Source organism: Bacillus sp. 205(2023), from assembly GCF_037027485.1.
GTDB classification, from domain to species: domain Bacteria; phylum Bacillota; class Bacilli; order Bacillales; family Bacillaceae; genus Bacillus; species Bacillus halotolerans.
In genome coordinates this window covers 307,081-324,406 of record NZ_JAXCHF010000002.1, presented here as the reverse complement: position 1 = coordinate 324,406, position 17,326 = coordinate 307,081, and the positions used below count along the sequence as shown (strand labels likewise).

The 17,326-nt window shown below is 44.9% G+C and carries 15 protein-coding genes and 2 pseudogenes; 13 read left to right on the top strand and 4 right to left on the bottom strand.

What is annotated here, in order from left to right; all coding sequences use genetic code 11:
• Nucleotides 1–4 precede the first annotated feature (4 nt).
• The 5 genes and pseudogenes from WA325_RS09140 to WA325_RS09120 all read left to right on the top strand — a co-directional run.
• The gene (locus tag WA325_RS09140) at nt 5–406 is read left to right on the top strand and encodes a hypothetical protein (protein WP_336183500.1); all 402 of its coding nucleotides are present in this window, start codon (nt 5–7) and stop codon (nt 404–406) included.
• Between the two features lie 141 nt (nt 407–547).
• Nucleotides 548–955, top strand: coding sequence for a YxiG family protein (locus tag WA325_RS09135; RefSeq protein WP_336183499.1), 408 nt, complete (start codon nt 548–550; stop codon nt 953–955).
• A 28-nt stretch (nt 956–983) separates the two neighbouring features.
• A pseudogene (locus WA325_RS09130) lies at nt 984–1,310 on the top strand (DNA-binding protein); the annotation flags it as partial.
• Between the two features lie 72 nt (nt 1,311–1,382).
• On the top strand, nt 1,383–1,832 hold the full coding sequence (locus WA325_RS09125; RefSeq protein WP_336183580.1) for a hypothetical protein: 450 nt from the start codon (nt 1,383–1,385) through the stop codon (nt 1,830–1,832).
• An 11-nt stretch (nt 1,833–1,843) separates the two neighbouring features.
• Nucleotides 1,844–2,107, top strand: a pseudogene (locus WA325_RS09120) (hypothetical protein); the annotation flags it as partial.
• Here WA325_RS09120 and WA325_RS09115 read toward each other — a convergent pair.
• Complete coding sequence (locus WA325_RS09115) at nt 2,099–2,620, bottom strand: DUF2812 domain-containing protein (protein WP_336183498.1); 522 nt, start codon at nt 2,618–2,620, stop codon at nt 2,099–2,101. The pseudogene WA325_RS09120 and the gene WA325_RS09115 overlap by 9 nt on opposite strands.
• Nucleotides 2,617–2,958, bottom strand: a complete 342-nt coding sequence (locus tag WA325_RS09110) for a PadR family transcriptional regulator (protein WP_336183497.1) — start codon at nt 2,956–2,958, stop codon at nt 2,617–2,619. The genes WA325_RS09115 and WA325_RS09110 overlap by 4 nt, the downstream gene beginning before the upstream one ends.
• Nucleotides 2,959–3,122: 164 nt before the next feature.
• Between WA325_RS09110 and WA325_RS09105 the strand changes: the two genes are divergently transcribed.
• Together WA325_RS09105 and WA325_RS09100 are read left to right on the top strand one after the other, a co-directional pair.
• Complete coding sequence (locus WA325_RS09105) at nt 3,123–4,271, top strand: rhamnogalacturonan acetylesterase (RefSeq protein WP_336183496.1); 1,149 nt, start codon at nt 3,123–3,125, stop codon at nt 4,269–4,271.
• Nucleotides 4,272–4,352: 81 nt separating this feature from the next.
• Entirely contained in the window at nt 4,353–5,792 is a 1,440-nt protein-coding gene (locus WA325_RS09100; RefSeq protein ID WP_336183495.1) for a DEAD/DEAH box helicase, read from the top strand.
• Nucleotides 5,793–5,810: 18 nt separating this feature from the next.
• Here the strand turns inward: WA325_RS09100 and WA325_RS09095 are convergent, their stop codons facing one another.
• Complete coding sequence (locus WA325_RS09095; protein WP_227598510.1) at nt 5,811–7,094, bottom strand: MFS transporter; 1,284 nt, start codon at nt 7,092–7,094, stop codon at nt 5,811–5,813.
• 210 nt (nt 7,095–7,304) lie between these two features.
• Between WA325_RS09095 and WA325_RS09090 the strand changes: the two genes are divergently transcribed.
• The 5 genes from WA325_RS09090 to WA325_RS09070 all read left to right on the top strand — a co-directional run bounded on the left by WA325_RS09090 (nt 7,305) and on the right by WA325_RS09070 (nt 13,700).
• Entirely contained in the window at nt 7,305–7,985 is a 681-nt protein-coding gene (locus tag WA325_RS09090) for a hypothetical protein (RefSeq protein ID WP_336183494.1), read from the top strand.
• Nucleotides 7,986–8,080: 95 nt separating this feature from the next.
• Nucleotides 8,081–8,914 (top strand): BglG family transcription antiterminator LicT, encoded by an 834-nt coding sequence (gene licT / locus WA325_RS09085; protein ID WP_202853304.1) that lies wholly within the window; start codon nt 8,081–8,083, stop codon nt 8,912–8,914.
• 310 nt (nt 8,915–9,224) lie between these two features.
• Nucleotides 9,225–11,057 carry a beta-glucoside-specific PTS transporter subunit IIABC gene (locus tag WA325_RS09080; protein ID WP_336183493.1) on the top strand — a complete coding sequence of 611 codons (1,833 nt, stop codon included), beginning with the start codon at nt 9,225–9,227 and terminating at the stop codon, nt 11,055–11,057.
• A 19-nt stretch (nt 11,058–11,076) separates the two neighbouring features.
• On the top strand, nt 11,077–12,498 hold the full coding sequence (locus WA325_RS09075; RefSeq protein WP_336183492.1) for a glycoside hydrolase family 1 protein: 1,422 nt from the start codon (nt 11,077–11,079) through the stop codon (nt 12,496–12,498).
• Nucleotides 12,499–12,593: 95 nt separating this feature from the next.
• A complete protein-coding gene (locus tag WA325_RS09070; RefSeq protein WP_202853301.1) occupies nt 12,594–13,700 on the top strand; it encodes a hypothetical protein in 1,107 nt (368 codons plus the stop codon).
• A gap of 44 nt (nt 13,701–13,744) precedes the next feature.
• Here WA325_RS09070 and citH read toward each other — a convergent pair whose 3' ends face one another.
• On the bottom strand, nt 13,745–15,025 hold the full coding sequence (gene citH / locus WA325_RS09065) for a citrate transporter CitH (RefSeq protein WP_336183491.1): 1,281 nt from the start codon (nt 15,023–15,025) through the stop codon (nt 13,745–13,747).
• Between the two features lie 207 nt (nt 15,026–15,232).
• Between citH and WA325_RS09060 the strand changes: the two genes are divergently transcribed.
• The gene (locus WA325_RS09060) at nt 15,233–17,293 is read left to right on the top strand and encodes a catalase (RefSeq protein WP_326138923.1); all 2,061 of its coding nucleotides are present in this window, start codon (nt 15,233–15,235) and stop codon (nt 17,291–17,293) included.
• Nucleotides 17,294–17,326: the final 33 nt, after the last annotated feature.

Here is a 17,326-nt window from a genome sequence, read left to right as displayed (position 1 = left end):
TATATTGAACAGTCTCACTACCAATAATAATTTTTCTAAAATTGAATTTAGAATTTTACAGGTCGATCAATCAGATGAATTTGATGGAGGATACCATTTTATAAGTTACTTAACAATATCAGAAGAAAACCTTTTAGTTGAGATAAAGGAAATTGAGTTAAATCTTAGGTTCTTCAAAGATTGGCTGGAATTTATCTATAGCACTTCAAAAAAAGAATTAGTTTCTTTGGATGGAAGACTTAGATTAAATATTAATAATCAACATAACCATTTAACAATGAAATTTATATACGTTGAAATTGACTATGAGGAGGAAATTTTCAAAGAGTTGCATCTCTATAATGAGGAAATCACATCATTTAGAAATAAACTTAATAAATTTATTGATTTTTATATGTATAAATAAAGGTGTGAACAATATAGCCTGTACTAATTAATTAAGTACAGGCTTGCTTTTTTTAAATTTGGAGAATTTATGATTATCATCAAGCCCCTTTTATATAAGGATTTGTTGGTATATAAACAGAGATTAGTCAGGAGAGGAAGAATGTACAAAACAATTGAACAATGGATAGATTACATTGACGGGGGTTGCAATGTTTTAAAGGTCGATTATCAGTTCTTTAAAAAAGAACTCTCACTCGATATTCAAGTTTTTGAAAACAATAATAAATATACTCATAACATTCTCTTTCAAAATGTAGCTTCTGTTTATTTTAATGCAGGTGACGGTGATATCAGATTGGAGAAAATTGTTCCAGAAGAATACAATTGGCAAATATTTGAGATTAGTTATCACCCGGAAGGAATCGGAAACCTATCAAATCTTATGATACCAGAGTATCAATCAAATGCTAATTTTCTCATTGACATAAACAGAAGATTGATATCCGTAGAGGCTGAGTTTGTTTCTTTTGATTCAAAACAATTTCATGCGTATAAGGTTAACGAGTAAAAGAATTTCTAACTTGGGAGTATAACCAATGAAAAAAATAAAAATGAATAAAATCATCAACACGGACATCCAAGATTATTTTTTCCATGCCGATGCACAGGGGCGTGTTTACATTGGAAAAGGTGAGAAAGGTGATATCACTGTTTCAATCTATGATCCTTCTGGTGAAGTTCGGGATTTTAAAGTGAAAGAGCAGATGGCATACAGCGATATTCATTTATTTCAACAATGTGCAAATGGCTATGTCTTCGTTTATTACGAATCGTATGAGCCGAAAGTAAAGGTTTTTTCAGAAGAGGGAAGAGTGAGAAGTGCTTTTTGTTTGCCTTCAGGGGTCTCCTGCTGTCTTCTTGATGAGAAGCAACACCTTTGGGTCGGTTTATGTGATGAAGGTATTTATCATGATGAAAATCCCAAGGGTGATAGTGTGTGGTGTTTTACGTTAGATGGTAAGCAGAAGGAAATGTATATTGATAGAAAGCTTGAAGAAATGGATGCACCGGCTGTAGATGAATGTTATGGGCTTGCAGAAAAAAACGGATTGATTTATATGCTGTATTACGGAGATGCAGTCGCTGCATTTGATGAAAAGGTTGTGAGACGGGTGTGGATTCTGTCGGATGAAGTACCTAAATCAGAAGCGTTTGATCAGCTCACAGTAACTAAAGAAGGTTTTTGGATCGGGACGGTCAACTGTTACAGAGCAGACCTTAAGCCGTCTCTTTATTTGATTTCTACCGATGTGAGTCAAGAGATGGAAGAGATAACATGCTGTGACTCGAAAAGTGAAGCCCTAGACGTTCAACAGCTGAAACTGACAAGTAACGCTGTTTACGCAGTGACTTCTTCTGGTGTTTATAAGCAGGATATCCATTAGCATGATGTGTTATGAAAGAAGATGATCGTTATATTCATATACCTGTGTTTGAATTAAAACTATCTGCTCAAACCAGTGACATTCATTTACGGTTTGAAGACATCAGTGCATCGAAGCTGGATGATCTTGAATCCATCGATTCGATTGAATTGGAGATTTTACCGACTGATGATCAATGGGAAAGGCTCCGTTATTATGTGTATGATCAAGAAAACCAAATGAGTTTCTATTGCGGAGGGTGGGATGTAATCAAGTGTGACAAGAAGTCACACTGATTTTCCCCACTTTCCAAGCGTTCTTGCTTTTGTTGCCGCATATGTCACGAGAAACGGAAAAGTCACAACCAGAAAAGCCACAGGCACCCAATTTGTTAATCCGGTCAAATAATGGAGTGCAATTGACAAGAGAGTCAGGAAAGTCAAGGTGCAGGTGACGTTTCGAACGTCTTTTTCGCTTCTTTTATATTTCTCTCTCATGGTGGATTGATCACTGTATATCGGCGAAGTCCCAGACTCAGCCGAAAAGATATGCATACCTTGTGAAGAGCAAACACGTTCCCATCCAGCCGCTTCAAACATCTCGGTGTATTCCGCCAAGCTTTCTTCCCCAACATCATGATAATCAATACTGTAGATCAACTTCCGCGGCTCAGCTTTTCTAAGCTTATACCCCATAACCGCAAATGAATCGAGCAACCAGCCTTTGCTGGCCATATCGCTGAGTTTCTTCATATCTTTTTCTTCTGAAAAAGCCAAGCCTTCGGACATCATATATTTTTTCTGTTTCATGATGAATCCCCTTTCAATTGTTGAAAAGCGCGTTCGCCGTGTTCAGCCATCACTTTTCTGCGCTGCATTTCTTTTTTGAGTAATGCTTGGCCGTGCAGGGTTGTCTGGTACACTTTGCGGCGCGGGTTGTCATTGTTGACAAGCTCAATGATCTCTTCCTGCAATAATTTCTTTAACAATGTATATAAGGTAGCTGGGCCGATCGTAAAGGAGTCATCGGTCATGTCCTCAATCTCCTGCATGATCGAATATCCGTGTTTTGGCTCCAGCAAGGTTAAGACAATATAATAGGCTGGATCGGTAAGCTGATCCATTTCCTGCGGACGTTGCTTTGGCAAGCGGTCACCTCATTTCTTATATCAATAAATGATATATCATTTATTGATATAATAAAATCTTCCTTTTCTTTTGTCAATGCAATTTTTTTCTGCGTTCAGTCATCATAAAGAAACAATCACCGAGTATGCATTAATGAATGCGTTTTCATAGAGGGGGATTCTTCATGAAAAAATGGATAACGGCGGGTTTTGTGATGATGTTGATGTTGTGTTTCAGCGGGGCGGAGAGTTTGAAGGCGTCTGAGCCGAAGGTGTATCAGTTTGACTTTGGGAGCGGTTCGGCTGAGCCTGATTACATTGGTGTCAGGGCGTCTGACCGTTATAACCCGTCAAAGGGCTACGGTTTTCAAACGCCGGAACATATGAAGGATGTGGCGGCATCCGGGACGGGCGTGAAAAGTGATGCGGTTCAATTTTTGGCGTATGGGACGAAAAGCGATAACACGTTTAATGTGGATCTTCCGAATGGCCTGTATGAGGTGAAGGTGACGCTGGGCAATACGGCGAGGGCAAGCGTGGCGGCGGAAGGCGTGTATCAGGTCATCAATATGACGGGAGGCGGTGCGGAGGATACGTTCCAAATTCCTGTCACCGACGGGCAGCTGAATCTGCTGGTGACTGAAGGCAAGGCGGGTACGGCTTTTACGCTCAGCGCCTTGAAGATCAAGAAATTGTCTGATCAGCCGGTGACAAACCGAACGATCTATGTCGGCGGCGATTCGACGGTGTGCAATTATTATCCGCTCAACAGCAGCAAGCAGGCGGGCTGGGGGCAAATGCTGCCTCACTATGTCGACAAGCATACCTTTCAAGTGAGAAACATGGCGTCAGGCGGGCAGATTGCGAGAGGGTTTCGAAATGACGGACAGCTTGAGGCGATCTTGAAGTACATGAAACCGGGAGATTACTTTATTTTGCAGCTCGGCATTAACGATACAAACCCGAAGCATAATGAATCTGAAGCTGAGTTTAAGGACATCATGCGTGATATGATCCGCCAGGTGAAAGCGAAGGGCGCGGACGTGATTCTTTCAACACCGCAAGGCCGGGCGACAGACTTTACTTCTGAAGGCATCCATTCCTCTGTAAACCGATGGTACAGGGCTTCTATTTTGGCTTTGGCCGAAGAAGAAAAAACAAGGCTTATTGACCTGAATGTCCTCAGTTCATCTTACTTTACATCGATCGGTCCGGAAAAAACGCTCGCGCTTTATATGGATGGCGATACGCTTCATCCGAACCGATCGGGGGCCGATGCACTGGCGCGATTGGCCGTTCAGGAACTAAAAAGACAGGGAATTGATGGCTTCTAAAACGTCATTTTTCAGCAAAACACATACGCCGCCGTTAATTAGAGTATAATGAGAACATCTGCAAGAGACAGGAGTTTATACATGAGTCATTTTAAAAACTATCAAATCAGTCAAGACATTTTACGAGCATTGGAAGGACTGGGGTATACAGAACCGACCGAGGTGCAGCGAAACGTGATTCCGGCAGCTCTTGAACGAAAAGATCTTGTCGTCAAATCACAGACGGGAAGCGGGAAAACGGCTGCGTTTGGCATTCCTCTCTGCGAGCTGGCGGATTGGGATGAAAACAAACCGCAGGCACTGGTGCTGACGCCGACCCGTGAGCTTGCCGTGCAAGTAAAAGAGGATATCACGAACATCGGAAGATTTAAACGAATCAAAGCGACAGCTGTATTTGGAAAATCATCTTTTGATAAACAAAAAGCCGAGCTGAAGCAAAAAAGCCATATCGTTGTCGGCACACCGGGCCGCGTTCTAGATCATATTGAAAAAGGAACGCTGCCGCTGGATCGCCTATCTTATCTGGTCATTGATGAAGCGGATGAGATGCTGAATATGGGCTTCATCGATCAGGTGGAGGCGATTATCAAGCATCTGCCGACTGAGCGTACGACGATGCTGTTTTCAGCTACGCTGCCGGAGGATATCGAGAAGCTGAGCCGTCAATATATGCAAAATCCGGAGCATATCGAAATCAAAGCGGCCGGCCTTACCACAAGGAATATTGAACATGCGGTGATTCAAGTCAGAGAAGAGCACAAATTTTCTTTGCTGAAGGATGTACTCATTACTGAGAACCCGGACAGCTGCATCATTTTCTGCCGGACGAAAGAGCATGTGAATCAGCTGACCGATGAATTGGATGACTTAGGATATCCATGCGATAAAATTCACGGCGGGATGATTCAGGAAGACCGCTTTGACGTCATGAATGAATTTAAAAGAGGCGAGTACCGTTATTTAGTCGCGACAGACGTCGCCGCGCGGGGGATTGATATCGAAAATATCGCCCTTGTCATCAACTATGATTTGCCACTTGAGAAAGAAAGCTACGTACACCGTACAGGACGGACAGGGCGAGCCGGAAATCAGGGAAAAGCGATTTCATTTGTGGCACCGTTTGAAAAGCGGTTCCTGAATGAAATAGAAGACTATATCGGATTTGGGATTCAGAAATTAGAAGCCCCATCCCGAGAGGATGTCGCAAAAAAGAAACCGGATTTTCTCGCTAAACTGAAAGACCGTCCGGCGATCAAAAAAGACAAGAGCGAAGAGCTGAATAAAGACATTATGAAGCTGTATTTTAACGGCGGAAAGAAAAAGAAAATCAGAGCCGTTGATTTTGTCGGAACGATCGCTAAAATCGACGGGGTTTCTGCTGATGACATTGGCATCATTACGATCATGGATAACGCCTCGTACGTGGAAATTTTAAACGGAAAAGGCCCTCATGTTCTCAAAGCCATGAAGAATACAACCGTCAAAGGGAAAAAGCTTAAGGTGAATAAAGCGAATAAATAAAAAAACGGCCTGCTCCAGTCAAAGGGGCAGGTCATTTTCGTGATGGCTGACATTGGTGCTGTTTTCTTCCGGCACAAAGGCAAGAACCACAATGCCGATCACAAACAAAATGATCAGGCTGAACACCGCGGTCGATGATTTTCCGGTAAGCTGGGCGGTAACGGCGATGAGCAGCGGCCCCATAATCGAGGCGAATTTTCCGAAAATGTTGTAGAAGCCGAAGAATTCATTTGCATGGTGTTTCGGGACGAGCTTGGCGAAATAGGAGCGGCTTAATGCTTGAATGCCGCCCTGCGAGGTGGCGACAAGCATGGCTAGAATCCAGAAATCAAGCGTCGTTTCCAGAAAATACGCATATACGCAGACAATCATATACATGACGATGCCAACGTACAGCATTGTTTTCCCCGTGAAGCGCTCCGCCAGTCTTCCGTATAAAATGGCAAACGGCGCGGCGACGACCTGAGTGACAAACAGGATGATCAGGAGACTTGTGGAGCTGATGCCCAAATCTGACCCGTAGGAGGTCGACATCGTAATAATGGTGCCGACTCCATCGATATAAAAGAAATAAGCGAGCAGAAAGAGGAACAGCGCCCGGTACTGCCGGATCCGTTTCATCGTTTGTCCGAGGCGTTTAAAGCTGTTGGCTATGATGCGGGGTTCTCTTTTGATGTAATAGCGCTGATGAACGTGTTTCAGCATCGGAATGGTAAACAGCCCCCACCAAGCGGCCGTTATAAAAAAGGACAGCTGGCTTGCGCCAGACACAGACATCGGAATCGTTTCTGCCTGTGCGAGCAGGATGACGGCGATGCTGAGGATAAATGGGATCGTGCTGCCGATATAGCCTAAGCCAAAGCCGCGGGCGGAGACGAGATTCATTCGCTCCTCAGGCGTGACGTCAACGAGGAAGGCGTCGTAGAATACATTGGCGCCGGAAAAACCGACAGCCGATATGGTGTAGAACAGCAGCAAAAGCAGCCAATGTTCACTTGGAATAAAGGCAAGCGCCGCGGTGCTGGCGACACCCGCTGACACAAAGAAGCCGAAGAACTTTTTTTTGCAGCCTTCATAGTCGGCGATGGTTCCTAAAATCGGGCCGAGCATGGCGAGAATAAAGGTAGAAATCGCTATCGTATAACCTAAATAAGCAGTTGATTGAGCAGCGCTGACACCGCCTTCCGCAGCGGCTGATTTATAAAACAACGGAAATACCGCGGTTGTGATGACAATGGAATAAGCAGAGTTTGCCCAGTCATATACAACCCAGCTGTTTTCTTGTTTCGTAAAACGTTTCATCTGCAGAGCCCCTCCCCAGTAACGATACTTCTATTGTACGAGAAACCGCATAGAAAAGGATGGAACCGCGGTCAATTTTTACAAAATGTTTATGTTCTATAAAGGTCAAATAATACTTTTGGTTTATTGCTGGCACATCATATATCTGGTACGATTTAACTATATTTTGCCGCATTTTCCAGAAGAGTTTCAGCAGAGAGGAGACAGAGCATGAGGCGAATAGGCTTGTTGATAAGCCTGCTGGTCGCTGTTCTTGCGATGAGCGCATGTGAAAGCGAAAGCAATGTTCAGAACGCCGCCCATCATGATCAAAAGACGATCAAACAAAGCATGATAAAATCACTAGGCAGCAAGAAAAAGCAAGACTTTCAGACCCTATCAAACGATATGCAGCTGGCGGTTGTTTTCAGTTCTATGGTACACGTAAGCGAGACGTTTGATTATGGGATCGGCAACCCTGAATATTTCATTCACAGCAGCATGACAGAAGAGGAAGCAGATATAGCGAAGAAAAATCTTGAATCAATTAAACTCGAAAACGGCCGGCTCAAAAAACAAAACAGCGAGGCATTCGCAATGCTTCAAAAAACCCGCAATCAAGAAAAGAGCCGCAATGAGAATCAACAGCTTAAAGACAATAGAGACACCTTTTTTGAGATTACCGGCAGCATGATCGCGCTCATCAATCAGGTCACACCGAAAAACGCTAAACAAACAAGAAAACAGCTGGATCAGCTGAAAAAACAATATACGAAATATAATGCCGAGAGCATCAACTTAATGAATGGCATAGTCAAGAAGCAGGGGGCAGATAAGGAATCCTTTGAACGCCATCTTGAGGCGCTGCTTCAGAAACAGAGCGGGCAGACGGTGCTGAGTGAAGTATATTGACCGATCGCTGCTCTTTCCCTGAAGATATTGACCTAGTACAAAAAGAATGTACAATCAAGGTGTAGTCTGTTCTTAGCTGATTGGAGGGACATGTCATGAAGATTGCGAAGGTGATCAACAATAACGTGATCAGTGTGGTCAATGAACAAGGGAACGAATTGGTCATCATGGGCAGAGGGCTCGCGTTCCAAAAAAAGTCCGGCGACGAGGTCGATGAAGCACGCATTGAGAAGGTGTTCACTCTCGATAACAAGGATGTATCAGAGAAATTTAAAACCCTTTTGTATGAAATACCGCTTGAGTGTATGGAAGTGTGTGAGGACATTATCAGCTATGCGAAATTACAGCTTGGCAAAAAGCTGAACGACAGCATCTACGTGTCGCTGACCGATCATATTAACTTTGCCATACAGCGCAATAAAAAGGGCCTTGATATCAAAAATGCTTTGCTGTGGGAAACCAAACGGCTGTACAAAGATGAGTTTGCGATCGGCAAAGAAGCGCTGCACATGGTGAAAAACAAGACAGGTGTTTCCCTGCCGGAGGATGAAGCAGGTTTTATTGCCCTCCATATCGTGAATGCCGAACTCAATGAAGAGATGCCCAATATCATGAACATTACAAAAGTGATGCAAGAGATTTTAAGTATTGTAAAATATCATTTTAATATTGAATTTGATGAAGAATCGCTGCATTATTACCGGTTTGTCACTCACCTGAAGTTTTTCGCGCAGCGTCTTTTTAACGGAACCTACCTGGAAAGCCAGGACGATTTTTTGCTGGAAACGGTGAAAGAAAAATATCATCGCGCGTATGACTGCACGAAGAAAATCAAAGCGTATATGGAACACGAATATGAACACAAACTCACCAGGGACGAGCTGCTGTACTTAACGATTCATATTGAAAGGGTCGTCAAACAAACATGATGAAAGCGTTGACATTTTTATTTTCGTGTGTTAATTTCTTCTTACATCAATATATTATGATTTTAGGATTGTTACTGATAAGCAGGCAAAACCTAAATTACGATGAGTGCGGAGAATCTCTGTCTGCGCTGGTGGTAATTTAGGTTTTTATTTTTTTCAGGGGATGATGATGGAGCAAAATTGAAGAAAAATCGAATGATGAAGTTTTATAGGATTGTTACTGGTCAGCAGGCAAAACCTAAACTACTTGTTCCTATTGTGGCAGGGGTAGTTTAGGTTTTTTATTTTTCAGCGGAAGGGATGAGGGGAAATGGGGATTCAGGCAGCAGCCAGAGACATTTTACAATTGGTCGGCGGGGAAGAAAATGTGCGTTCGCTTGTACATTGTGCGACGCGCTTGCGTTTTACGCTGGACGATCGCTCAAAAGCAGACAAAGAAAAAATAGAAGCTTTAGACGATGTCGTGACTGTTGTGGAAAGCGGCGGGCAGTTTCAGGTGGTCATCGGTAATCATGTTTCCGAGGTGTATCGCGAGATTGGAAAGATATCAAGTGTACTGCAGGATGACCAAACAGAGCGTTCTGCTCAGAAAGGGAATCTGTTCGGCCGGCTGGTTGATATCGTATCGAGCATTTTTACGCCTTTGCTTGGCGTGATGGCGGGAGCGGGAATTTTAAAGGGCTTGCTTATGATTTGTACAAATGCCGGCTGGCTCAAAACTGATGATACAACTTACACGATTTTGTACGCCGCCGCGGACAGCCTGTTTTATTTTCTGCCATTGCTGCTTGCCATTACAGCTGCCCGAAAATTCGGCGCAAACGTGTTTGTGTCTGTCACGGTTGCGGGGGCGCTCATCTATCCAACCATTATTGAACTGAAGAATGGCAATGCGGATACCGATTTTTTTGGCATTCCTGTTGTTTTAATGAATTACACATCAACCGTTATACCGATCATCCTGGCGATTTTCGTGATGAGCTGCATGGAGAAGTTTCTAAACAGGCTGATTCATGACAGTGTAAAAACCTTCATCACGCCGCTGATCTGTTTAGTGACGGTCGTGCCGCTCACATTAATCGTGTTCGGGCCGATTGGCGTAAATGCCGGGAATGGCATCGCGGCTGTGATTCTGGCGATCTTTAATTTTAATCCGATGCTGGCCGGTGCCGTGATCGCAGCCCTTTGGCAGATCCTTGTCATCTTCGGCATTCACTGGGGCATCGTGCCGGTTATTTTAAACAATATCGCGGTTAACGGGCAGGATTCTATCAAACCGGCTACAGCAGCTGCTGTGTTTGCCCAAACAGGTGCCGCCATCGGGGTCATGTTAAAAACGAAAAATAAAAAATTGAAGGCGCTTGCGGGCTCCGCCGCTGTCACCGGAATTTTCGGCATTACGGAACCTGCCGTTTATGGGGTGACGCTCAGGCTGAAAAAACCTTTTGTATGCGGTGTCATCAGTGCGGCTGTTGGCGGGGCGATTATCGGGCAGGCTCACAGTGTGGCCATCGCTTCAGGTGCGCCGGGTCTATTGACCATCCCAATTTTCTACGGACAGGGGTTTGCAGGCTTTATCTTGGGAATCTCGGTATCTTTTATTCTCTCAATTATCCTAACGTACATTGTCGGATTTGAAGATCCCGCGGAAAAAGCAGCTGCCAAAACGGAACCGCCAGCACCTGCCACACATTATGAGCAGATCAGCAGTCCATTAGAAGGAAGCGTGATTCCGTTAGCGGAAGTGAAGGATAAGGTGTTCGCATCGGAGACGCTTGGAAAGGGGATTGCGATTTTGCCGGAGAAAGGCCGGCTGGTGGCTCCGGCAGATGGCGTGATAACGACTGTTTTCCCGACTGGCCATGCATTCGGCATGATCACCCATCAGGAAACAGAAATCCTGATTCACCTCGGGTTTGATACGGTGAAGCTGGAAGGAAAACACTTTTATCCTAAAGTGGTGCAGGGGCAAGCCGTCAAACAAGGCGATCTGCTGGCTGAATTTGATTTAGAGGAGTTAATAAAGGCAGGGTTTGATATGAACACGCCGATCATCATCACAAACACAGATCAATATACCGACGTCATTCAAACTGATCAAAAGCAAGTCAAAACAGAAGAAAGAATTCTTTCTTTAAACTAAAACATTGGAGGAACAGACGATGAACTATAACAAACTTGCGGCATTTCCGGAGAACTTTTTGTGGGGAGCATCAACTTCTGCTTATCAGGTTGAAGGCGCGTGGAACGAAGATGGAAAGGGACCTTCAGTGATTGACGCCCGCGACAGCTATCCTGAGGGAACGACTGATTTTAAGGTAGCCAGCGATCATTATCACCGTTATAAAGAAGACGTTGCGCTGTTTGCTGAAATGGGCTTTAAAGCATACCGTTTTTCTATCGCCTGGACGCGCATTATTCCTGATGGCGACGGAGACATCAATCCAAAGGGGATTGAATTTTACAGCAATCTGATTGATGAGCTGCTCAAATATAAGATTGAACCGATCGTTACGATGTATCACTTTGATCTGCCGAATGCATTGCAGGAAAAAGGAGGCTGGTCAAAGCGATCTGCAATTGACGCTTTTGAACGGTATTCGAAGGTGCTGTTTGAACACTTCGGTGACCGTGTCAAGTACTGGCTGACAATCAATGAACAAAACATGATGATCCTGCATGGAAGTGCGCTGGGCACACTTGATCCGAATCTGAAAAACCCGAAAAAAGAACTGTATCAGCAAAATCACCACATGCTGGTGGCACAGGCGAAGGCTATGAATCTATGCCATGAGATGCTGCCGGAAGCCAAGATCGGGCCAGCTCCAAACATTGCGCTGATTTACCCGGCATCTTCAAAACCGGAAGATGTTGTCGCAGCCTTCAACTACAATGCAATCCGCAACTGGCTCTATTTAGATATGGCGGTTCACGGGCGTTATAACACGACAGCTTGGGCATATATGAAAGAAAAAGGCTATACGCCAGTCATTGAAGATGGTGATATGGAGATTCTGCGATCTGCGAAGCCTGATTTTATCGCATTTAACTACTACACGTCTCAAACGGCGGAAGCAAGCAAAGGCGACGGCTCGGACGAAGCAGCGCGCGGCGGAGACCAGCATTTGAAAACGGGGGAAGACGGCGTCTACCGCGGCAGCGCCAACCCGAACCTGGAGAAAAACGATTTCGGCTGGGAAATTGATCCGGTTGGATTCCGTTCCACACTTCGTGAAATCTATGACCGCTACCAGCTGCCATTGATCATCACAGAAAACGGGCTAGGCGCTTTCGATCAACTCGAAGAAAATGATACGGTTAATGACGATTACCGGATTGATTATGTAAAGCAGCACATTGAACAAATTCAATGGGCGATTACAGACGGCGTTGACGTATTCGGCTATTCACCGTGGTCTGCGATTGACTTAATTTCCACTCACCAGGGCTGTTCTAAACGCTACGGCTTCATCTATGTCAATCGGGATGAATTCGACCTGAAAGACCTACGCCGTATTCGCAAGAAAAGCTTTTATTGGTATAAAGAGCTGATTGCTTCGAATGGCGGGGCATTGAACCGATAGAAAAAATAAACAATTTATGAAAATAAATATATTTATGTAAATGATCCGAGCTCCTTGCCGATATGTATAGTATAAAATTGGAAAGGGGTTTGTATATGAAGAACAAAAAAATTGTTTCACTGCCTTTTTTGTGTACTGTGTTGCTTGTTGTTTTTAGTTTATGTATGAGTTCAAATGCTGCCTCAGCGCAAAGTGTGTTAAAAGATAAATCAATCATGGAGCAGCAGGAAAAACTGAAAAAACAAAAGGAAACTGAGGGTGTTTCATTAAATCAAGCGAAGCAAGTAAGCCTTAAAACGGACAATAAAACAGAAAAGATGAAAGTGAAGAAGCCTTCGAATGAGAATGTTTTTAAAACAAGTTCCATGTACAACTCCGATGACCAGGTTTTCAATACAACCTCTGTCCTTGATGAAAATAATCCTGATGATATGTACTTTTTCAGTACTTCGTCAGATCGAACCCTTATCACAAGAATTCTTTCAGACAACAGCGATTACCATCTGAAATTGTATGTTGTCAATTGGGATACAGGAGAAGCCCAGCCGTCTAATATATCAATGGCAGCAGGGAACTTAGTGCTTTTAAAAGAGCTTCCCGCTGGCGATTATATGATCCGGGTTTACTCTGAAGGAACGACGGGAGATTCATATAACATTCAGTTAAATGCGAAAAACCCTTCAAATTATTCAAGTGTAAAATCGGTAACGTCTAATTTACAAGCCTTTGTTGCTGAGTATGGAGACGGTTCCGTTTATGCTAATGGTACACTGCTGTACAATTCTAATACGAAAACATCTTCATTAGACTGGGAAAGAGAATATTATTTTTCCTATGGAGGCGGGTATAATCAGCGCACCCATTCCATTTCTGATGTGAAGGTTAAAAATATTTCTGACCCTGTCACTTATCGTTCGAGTTATGCAAGTTCAAGCTCAGCCATCATGGTTTACTTAGACACAGGCACGCTTTTTATGCATCATGTATCAGCTTATCAGACCGGGGTAGGTTATGATGATTCTTTCCTTGATACGTTAGGTAAAAAAACACCTAGAAGGCTGGATGCGGATGATCAGAACTATGGGGACCATATATTGATCGTTGATCTGAAAACCGGCAAAGCGATAGACTTTTTCAGTGTTTTAAATTACTACTATGCTTCAGGTGCTGAAAGCTTGCCTGTCATAAAATATATCAATTAAATGACCAAAAAAGGATTTCCGGCAGCGGAAATCCTTTTCTCACGTTAAAACGAAATAATCCCAATCAGCAGTGCCGCAATCGTCATCACAATGGTTGTTCCCACGGCCCATTTGATCGTGAATTTTTGATGGTCGCCAAAGCTGACGCCCGCCATTCCGACCAATAAATAAGTGGAGGGAACGAGAGGACTGAGCAAATGCACAGGCTGACCCAGCAAAGAGGCTCTGCCGATTTCTGCGGCATCTATTCCGTAAGCAGCGGCGGCTTCTGTGATGATCGGCAGAACACCGAAGTAAAAGGCGTCATTCGACATAAAAAAGGTAAATGGCATGCTGACGATGGCTGTAATCAAGGGCAGATGCGGGCCCATGGCGTCAGGGATGAGTGATACGAGAGAATGCGCCATGGCGTCTACCATTTTTGTGCCCGACAAAATGCCTGTGAAAATGCCGGCGGCAAACACCATGGAGACAACGTTTAACGCATTTCCTGCATGCGCTGAGATCCGCTTTTGCTGCTCTTTTACATTCGGATAGTTCACCATCAAGGCGATAGCAAATGCAATCATAAAAAGAACAGGAAGCGGGAGCAGGCTGGTGATCAAAGCGGCCATCAGCACGACAGTCAGCAGCAGGTTAAACCACTGGAGAGCGGGGCGTTTGAGCGGCGCTGTATCCGGATCGGACGCGTGCTGGTGTTCAATTGAAATGACGCCGAGTCGTTTCCGTTCTTTTTTTCCTAGAATATAGGCTACGGCAAGCACCCAAAGAATGCCGGCGATCATAGCAGGAATCAGCGGAGTGAAGACTTCTGACGTGTCCAATTTTAGCGAAGCCAACACCCTTGCAGTCGGCCCTCCCCACGGAATAATATTCATGACTCCCGACCCGAGCATTGCAATTCCCGCCAACACCAGCCGGTTCATGCCGAGCCGTTTGTATAGCGGAAGCATCGCAGCAATGGTAATCATGTACGTTGTTGTCCCATCTCCGTCCAGCGAAATGGTCATCGTCAGCACCGCTGTGCCGACAGCGATTTTTAATGGATCTCCTTTGACAAGGGATAAGATTTTGAAAATGAGCGGATCGAACAAACCTGAATCAATCATGATGCCGAAATACAGGATCGCAAATAACAGCATGATGCCTGTCGGAGCGAGGCCTGTTACACCCTGAAGCATCATATCGCCCAGGTCTTTGCCGAATCCGCTGATCAGGGCAAACACAACAGGAACGACAATCAAGGCAATAAGAGCGGAAAGCCGGTTAGACATAATAAGATACATGAAGACAATGATCATCACAAAACCAAGTATGGCAAGCACGATATGACCTCCCCCATTCAACAGCACAATTTTAGTAAGCGCTTCCACCCTTCGAGAAGGCTTATTTCAAATATTTATGACCTCATGTTGACAAGTAGACCTAAAAACCTAGAGAGCAGATGAGCAGTTTATATGCAGATCGCCACGGGTAAATGTGCTGTAGAATGTTTATTTTTGAGATCTGGAATAGGAAAAGGGGGAGCAGACATGAGTGATGATCAAAACAAACGAGTCAATGAACACTCAAAAGACGAGCAGCTCGAACAGTACAGGGTCGATAACAGCGGAAAGAAAATGACGACAAACCAAGGCGTACGGGTGTCTGAGGACGAACATTCGTTAAAAGCCGGAGTTCGCGGCCCGACGTTGATGGAGGATTTTCACTTTCGGGAGAAAATGACCCATTTTGACCATGAAAGAATCCCTGAACGGATCGTGCATGCGCGCGGGTATGGCGTGCATGGCTTTTTTCAGGTTTACGAGCCGATGACAGAATTCACCCGGGCGAAATTTCTTCAGGACCCTTCGGTGAAGACACCGGTATTTGTCCGGTTTTCAACAGTTGCGGGCTCCAAAGGCTCCGCTGACACGGTGCGTGACGCCAGAGGCTTTGCGACGAAATTCTATACCGAAGAAGGAAACTATGATCTAGTAGGCAATAATATTCCGGTGTTCTTTATTCAGGATGCGATCAAGTTCCCGGATTTGGTGCATGCGTTTAAGCCTGAGCCGCACAATGAAATGCCTCAGGCCGCGACAGCTCATGATACGTTTTGGGACTTTGTCGCCAATAATCCAGAGTCGGCTCACATGGTGATGTGGACGATGTCTGACAGAGGCATTCCCCGCAGCTACCGGATGATGGAGGGCTTTGGCGTTCACACGTTCCGTTTTGTGAACGAACAAGGAAAGGCGCGTTTCGTGAAATTCCATTGGAAGCCGGTGCTCGGCGTACATTCTCTCGTATGGGATGAAGCGCAGAAAATTGCCGGAAAAGACCCTGATTTCCACCGCCGCGACCTGTGGGAAACGATTGAAAACGGCGACGTTGTTGAATATGAGCTAGGCGTGCAGATGATAGATGAAGAAGATGAATTCAAATTTGATTTTGATATTCTTGATCCGACGAAGCTTTGGCCGGAAGAGCTTGTGCCGGTGAAGATCATTGGGAAAATGACACTGAACCGCAATCAGGATAATGTATTTGCTGAAACTGAGCAAGTCGCATTCCACCCCGGAAATGTTGTGCCGGGCATCGACTTCACAAATGATCCGCTGCTGCAGGGACGGCTTTTCTCTTATACGGATACACAGCTGATCCGTCTCGGCGGCCCGAACTTCCACGAGATTCCGATTAACCGCCCGGTATGTCCGTTTCATAACAACCAGTACGATGGTTATCACCGGATGACCATCAATAAGGGGCCGGTCGCTTATCATAAAAACTCTCTGCAGAACAATGACCCGTCTCCTGCGTCAGCCGAAGAAGGCGGTTACGTCCACTATCAGGAGAAAGTAGAAGGCAGAAAAATCCGCCAGCGGAGCGACAGTTTCAATAATTACTACTCGCAGGCAAAACTGTTCTGGAACAGCATGTCACCGGTTGAGAAAAAGCACATCATTTCCGCCTTTTGTTTCGAGGTCGGGAAGGTCAAAAGCAAAGATGTGCAGCGGCAGGTCGTAGATGTCTTCAGCAACGTAGATACTGTCCTGGCAGAAGAAATCGCCAAAGGAGTAGGTGTGGCGCCGCCGGCGAAACGCAAAGCATCAAAAGAAATCCTTACCTCACCTGCGTTAAGCCAAGCCCGTACAGTGAAAACAGCGTCAACGAGAAAAGTCGCGGTTCTCGCCGGCAATGGTTTTGATGAAAAAGAACTGCAAACAGTGCTGGACGCCTTAAAACAAGAAGGGATCACAGCGGATATCATCAGTCAAACGCTGGGGTACATCACAAGCGGCGCCGGACAGCAGCTTGAGGCCAGCGGCACATTCCTGACCACAGACTCTGTTCTGTATGACGCGGTTTATGCCGCAGGAGGACCTGAATTAAAAGAAGATAAACAAGCGATGGCGTTTATCAGAGAAGCCTACAATCACTATAAGGCGGTCGGCGCGGCAAACGAAGGAGTTGACCTCCTCAAATCAGCTGTCGGCACAACAGAGGGGCCGGGCGTTGTGACAGCAAAAGACGAAGATGATTACACCGGCTTCAGCAAAGCGTTTATCGAAGCAGTTGCCGCCCACCGCCATTGGGATAGACGAATTTGATTCGCTCCTGTATCTTAGAGGAAGATACTTTTC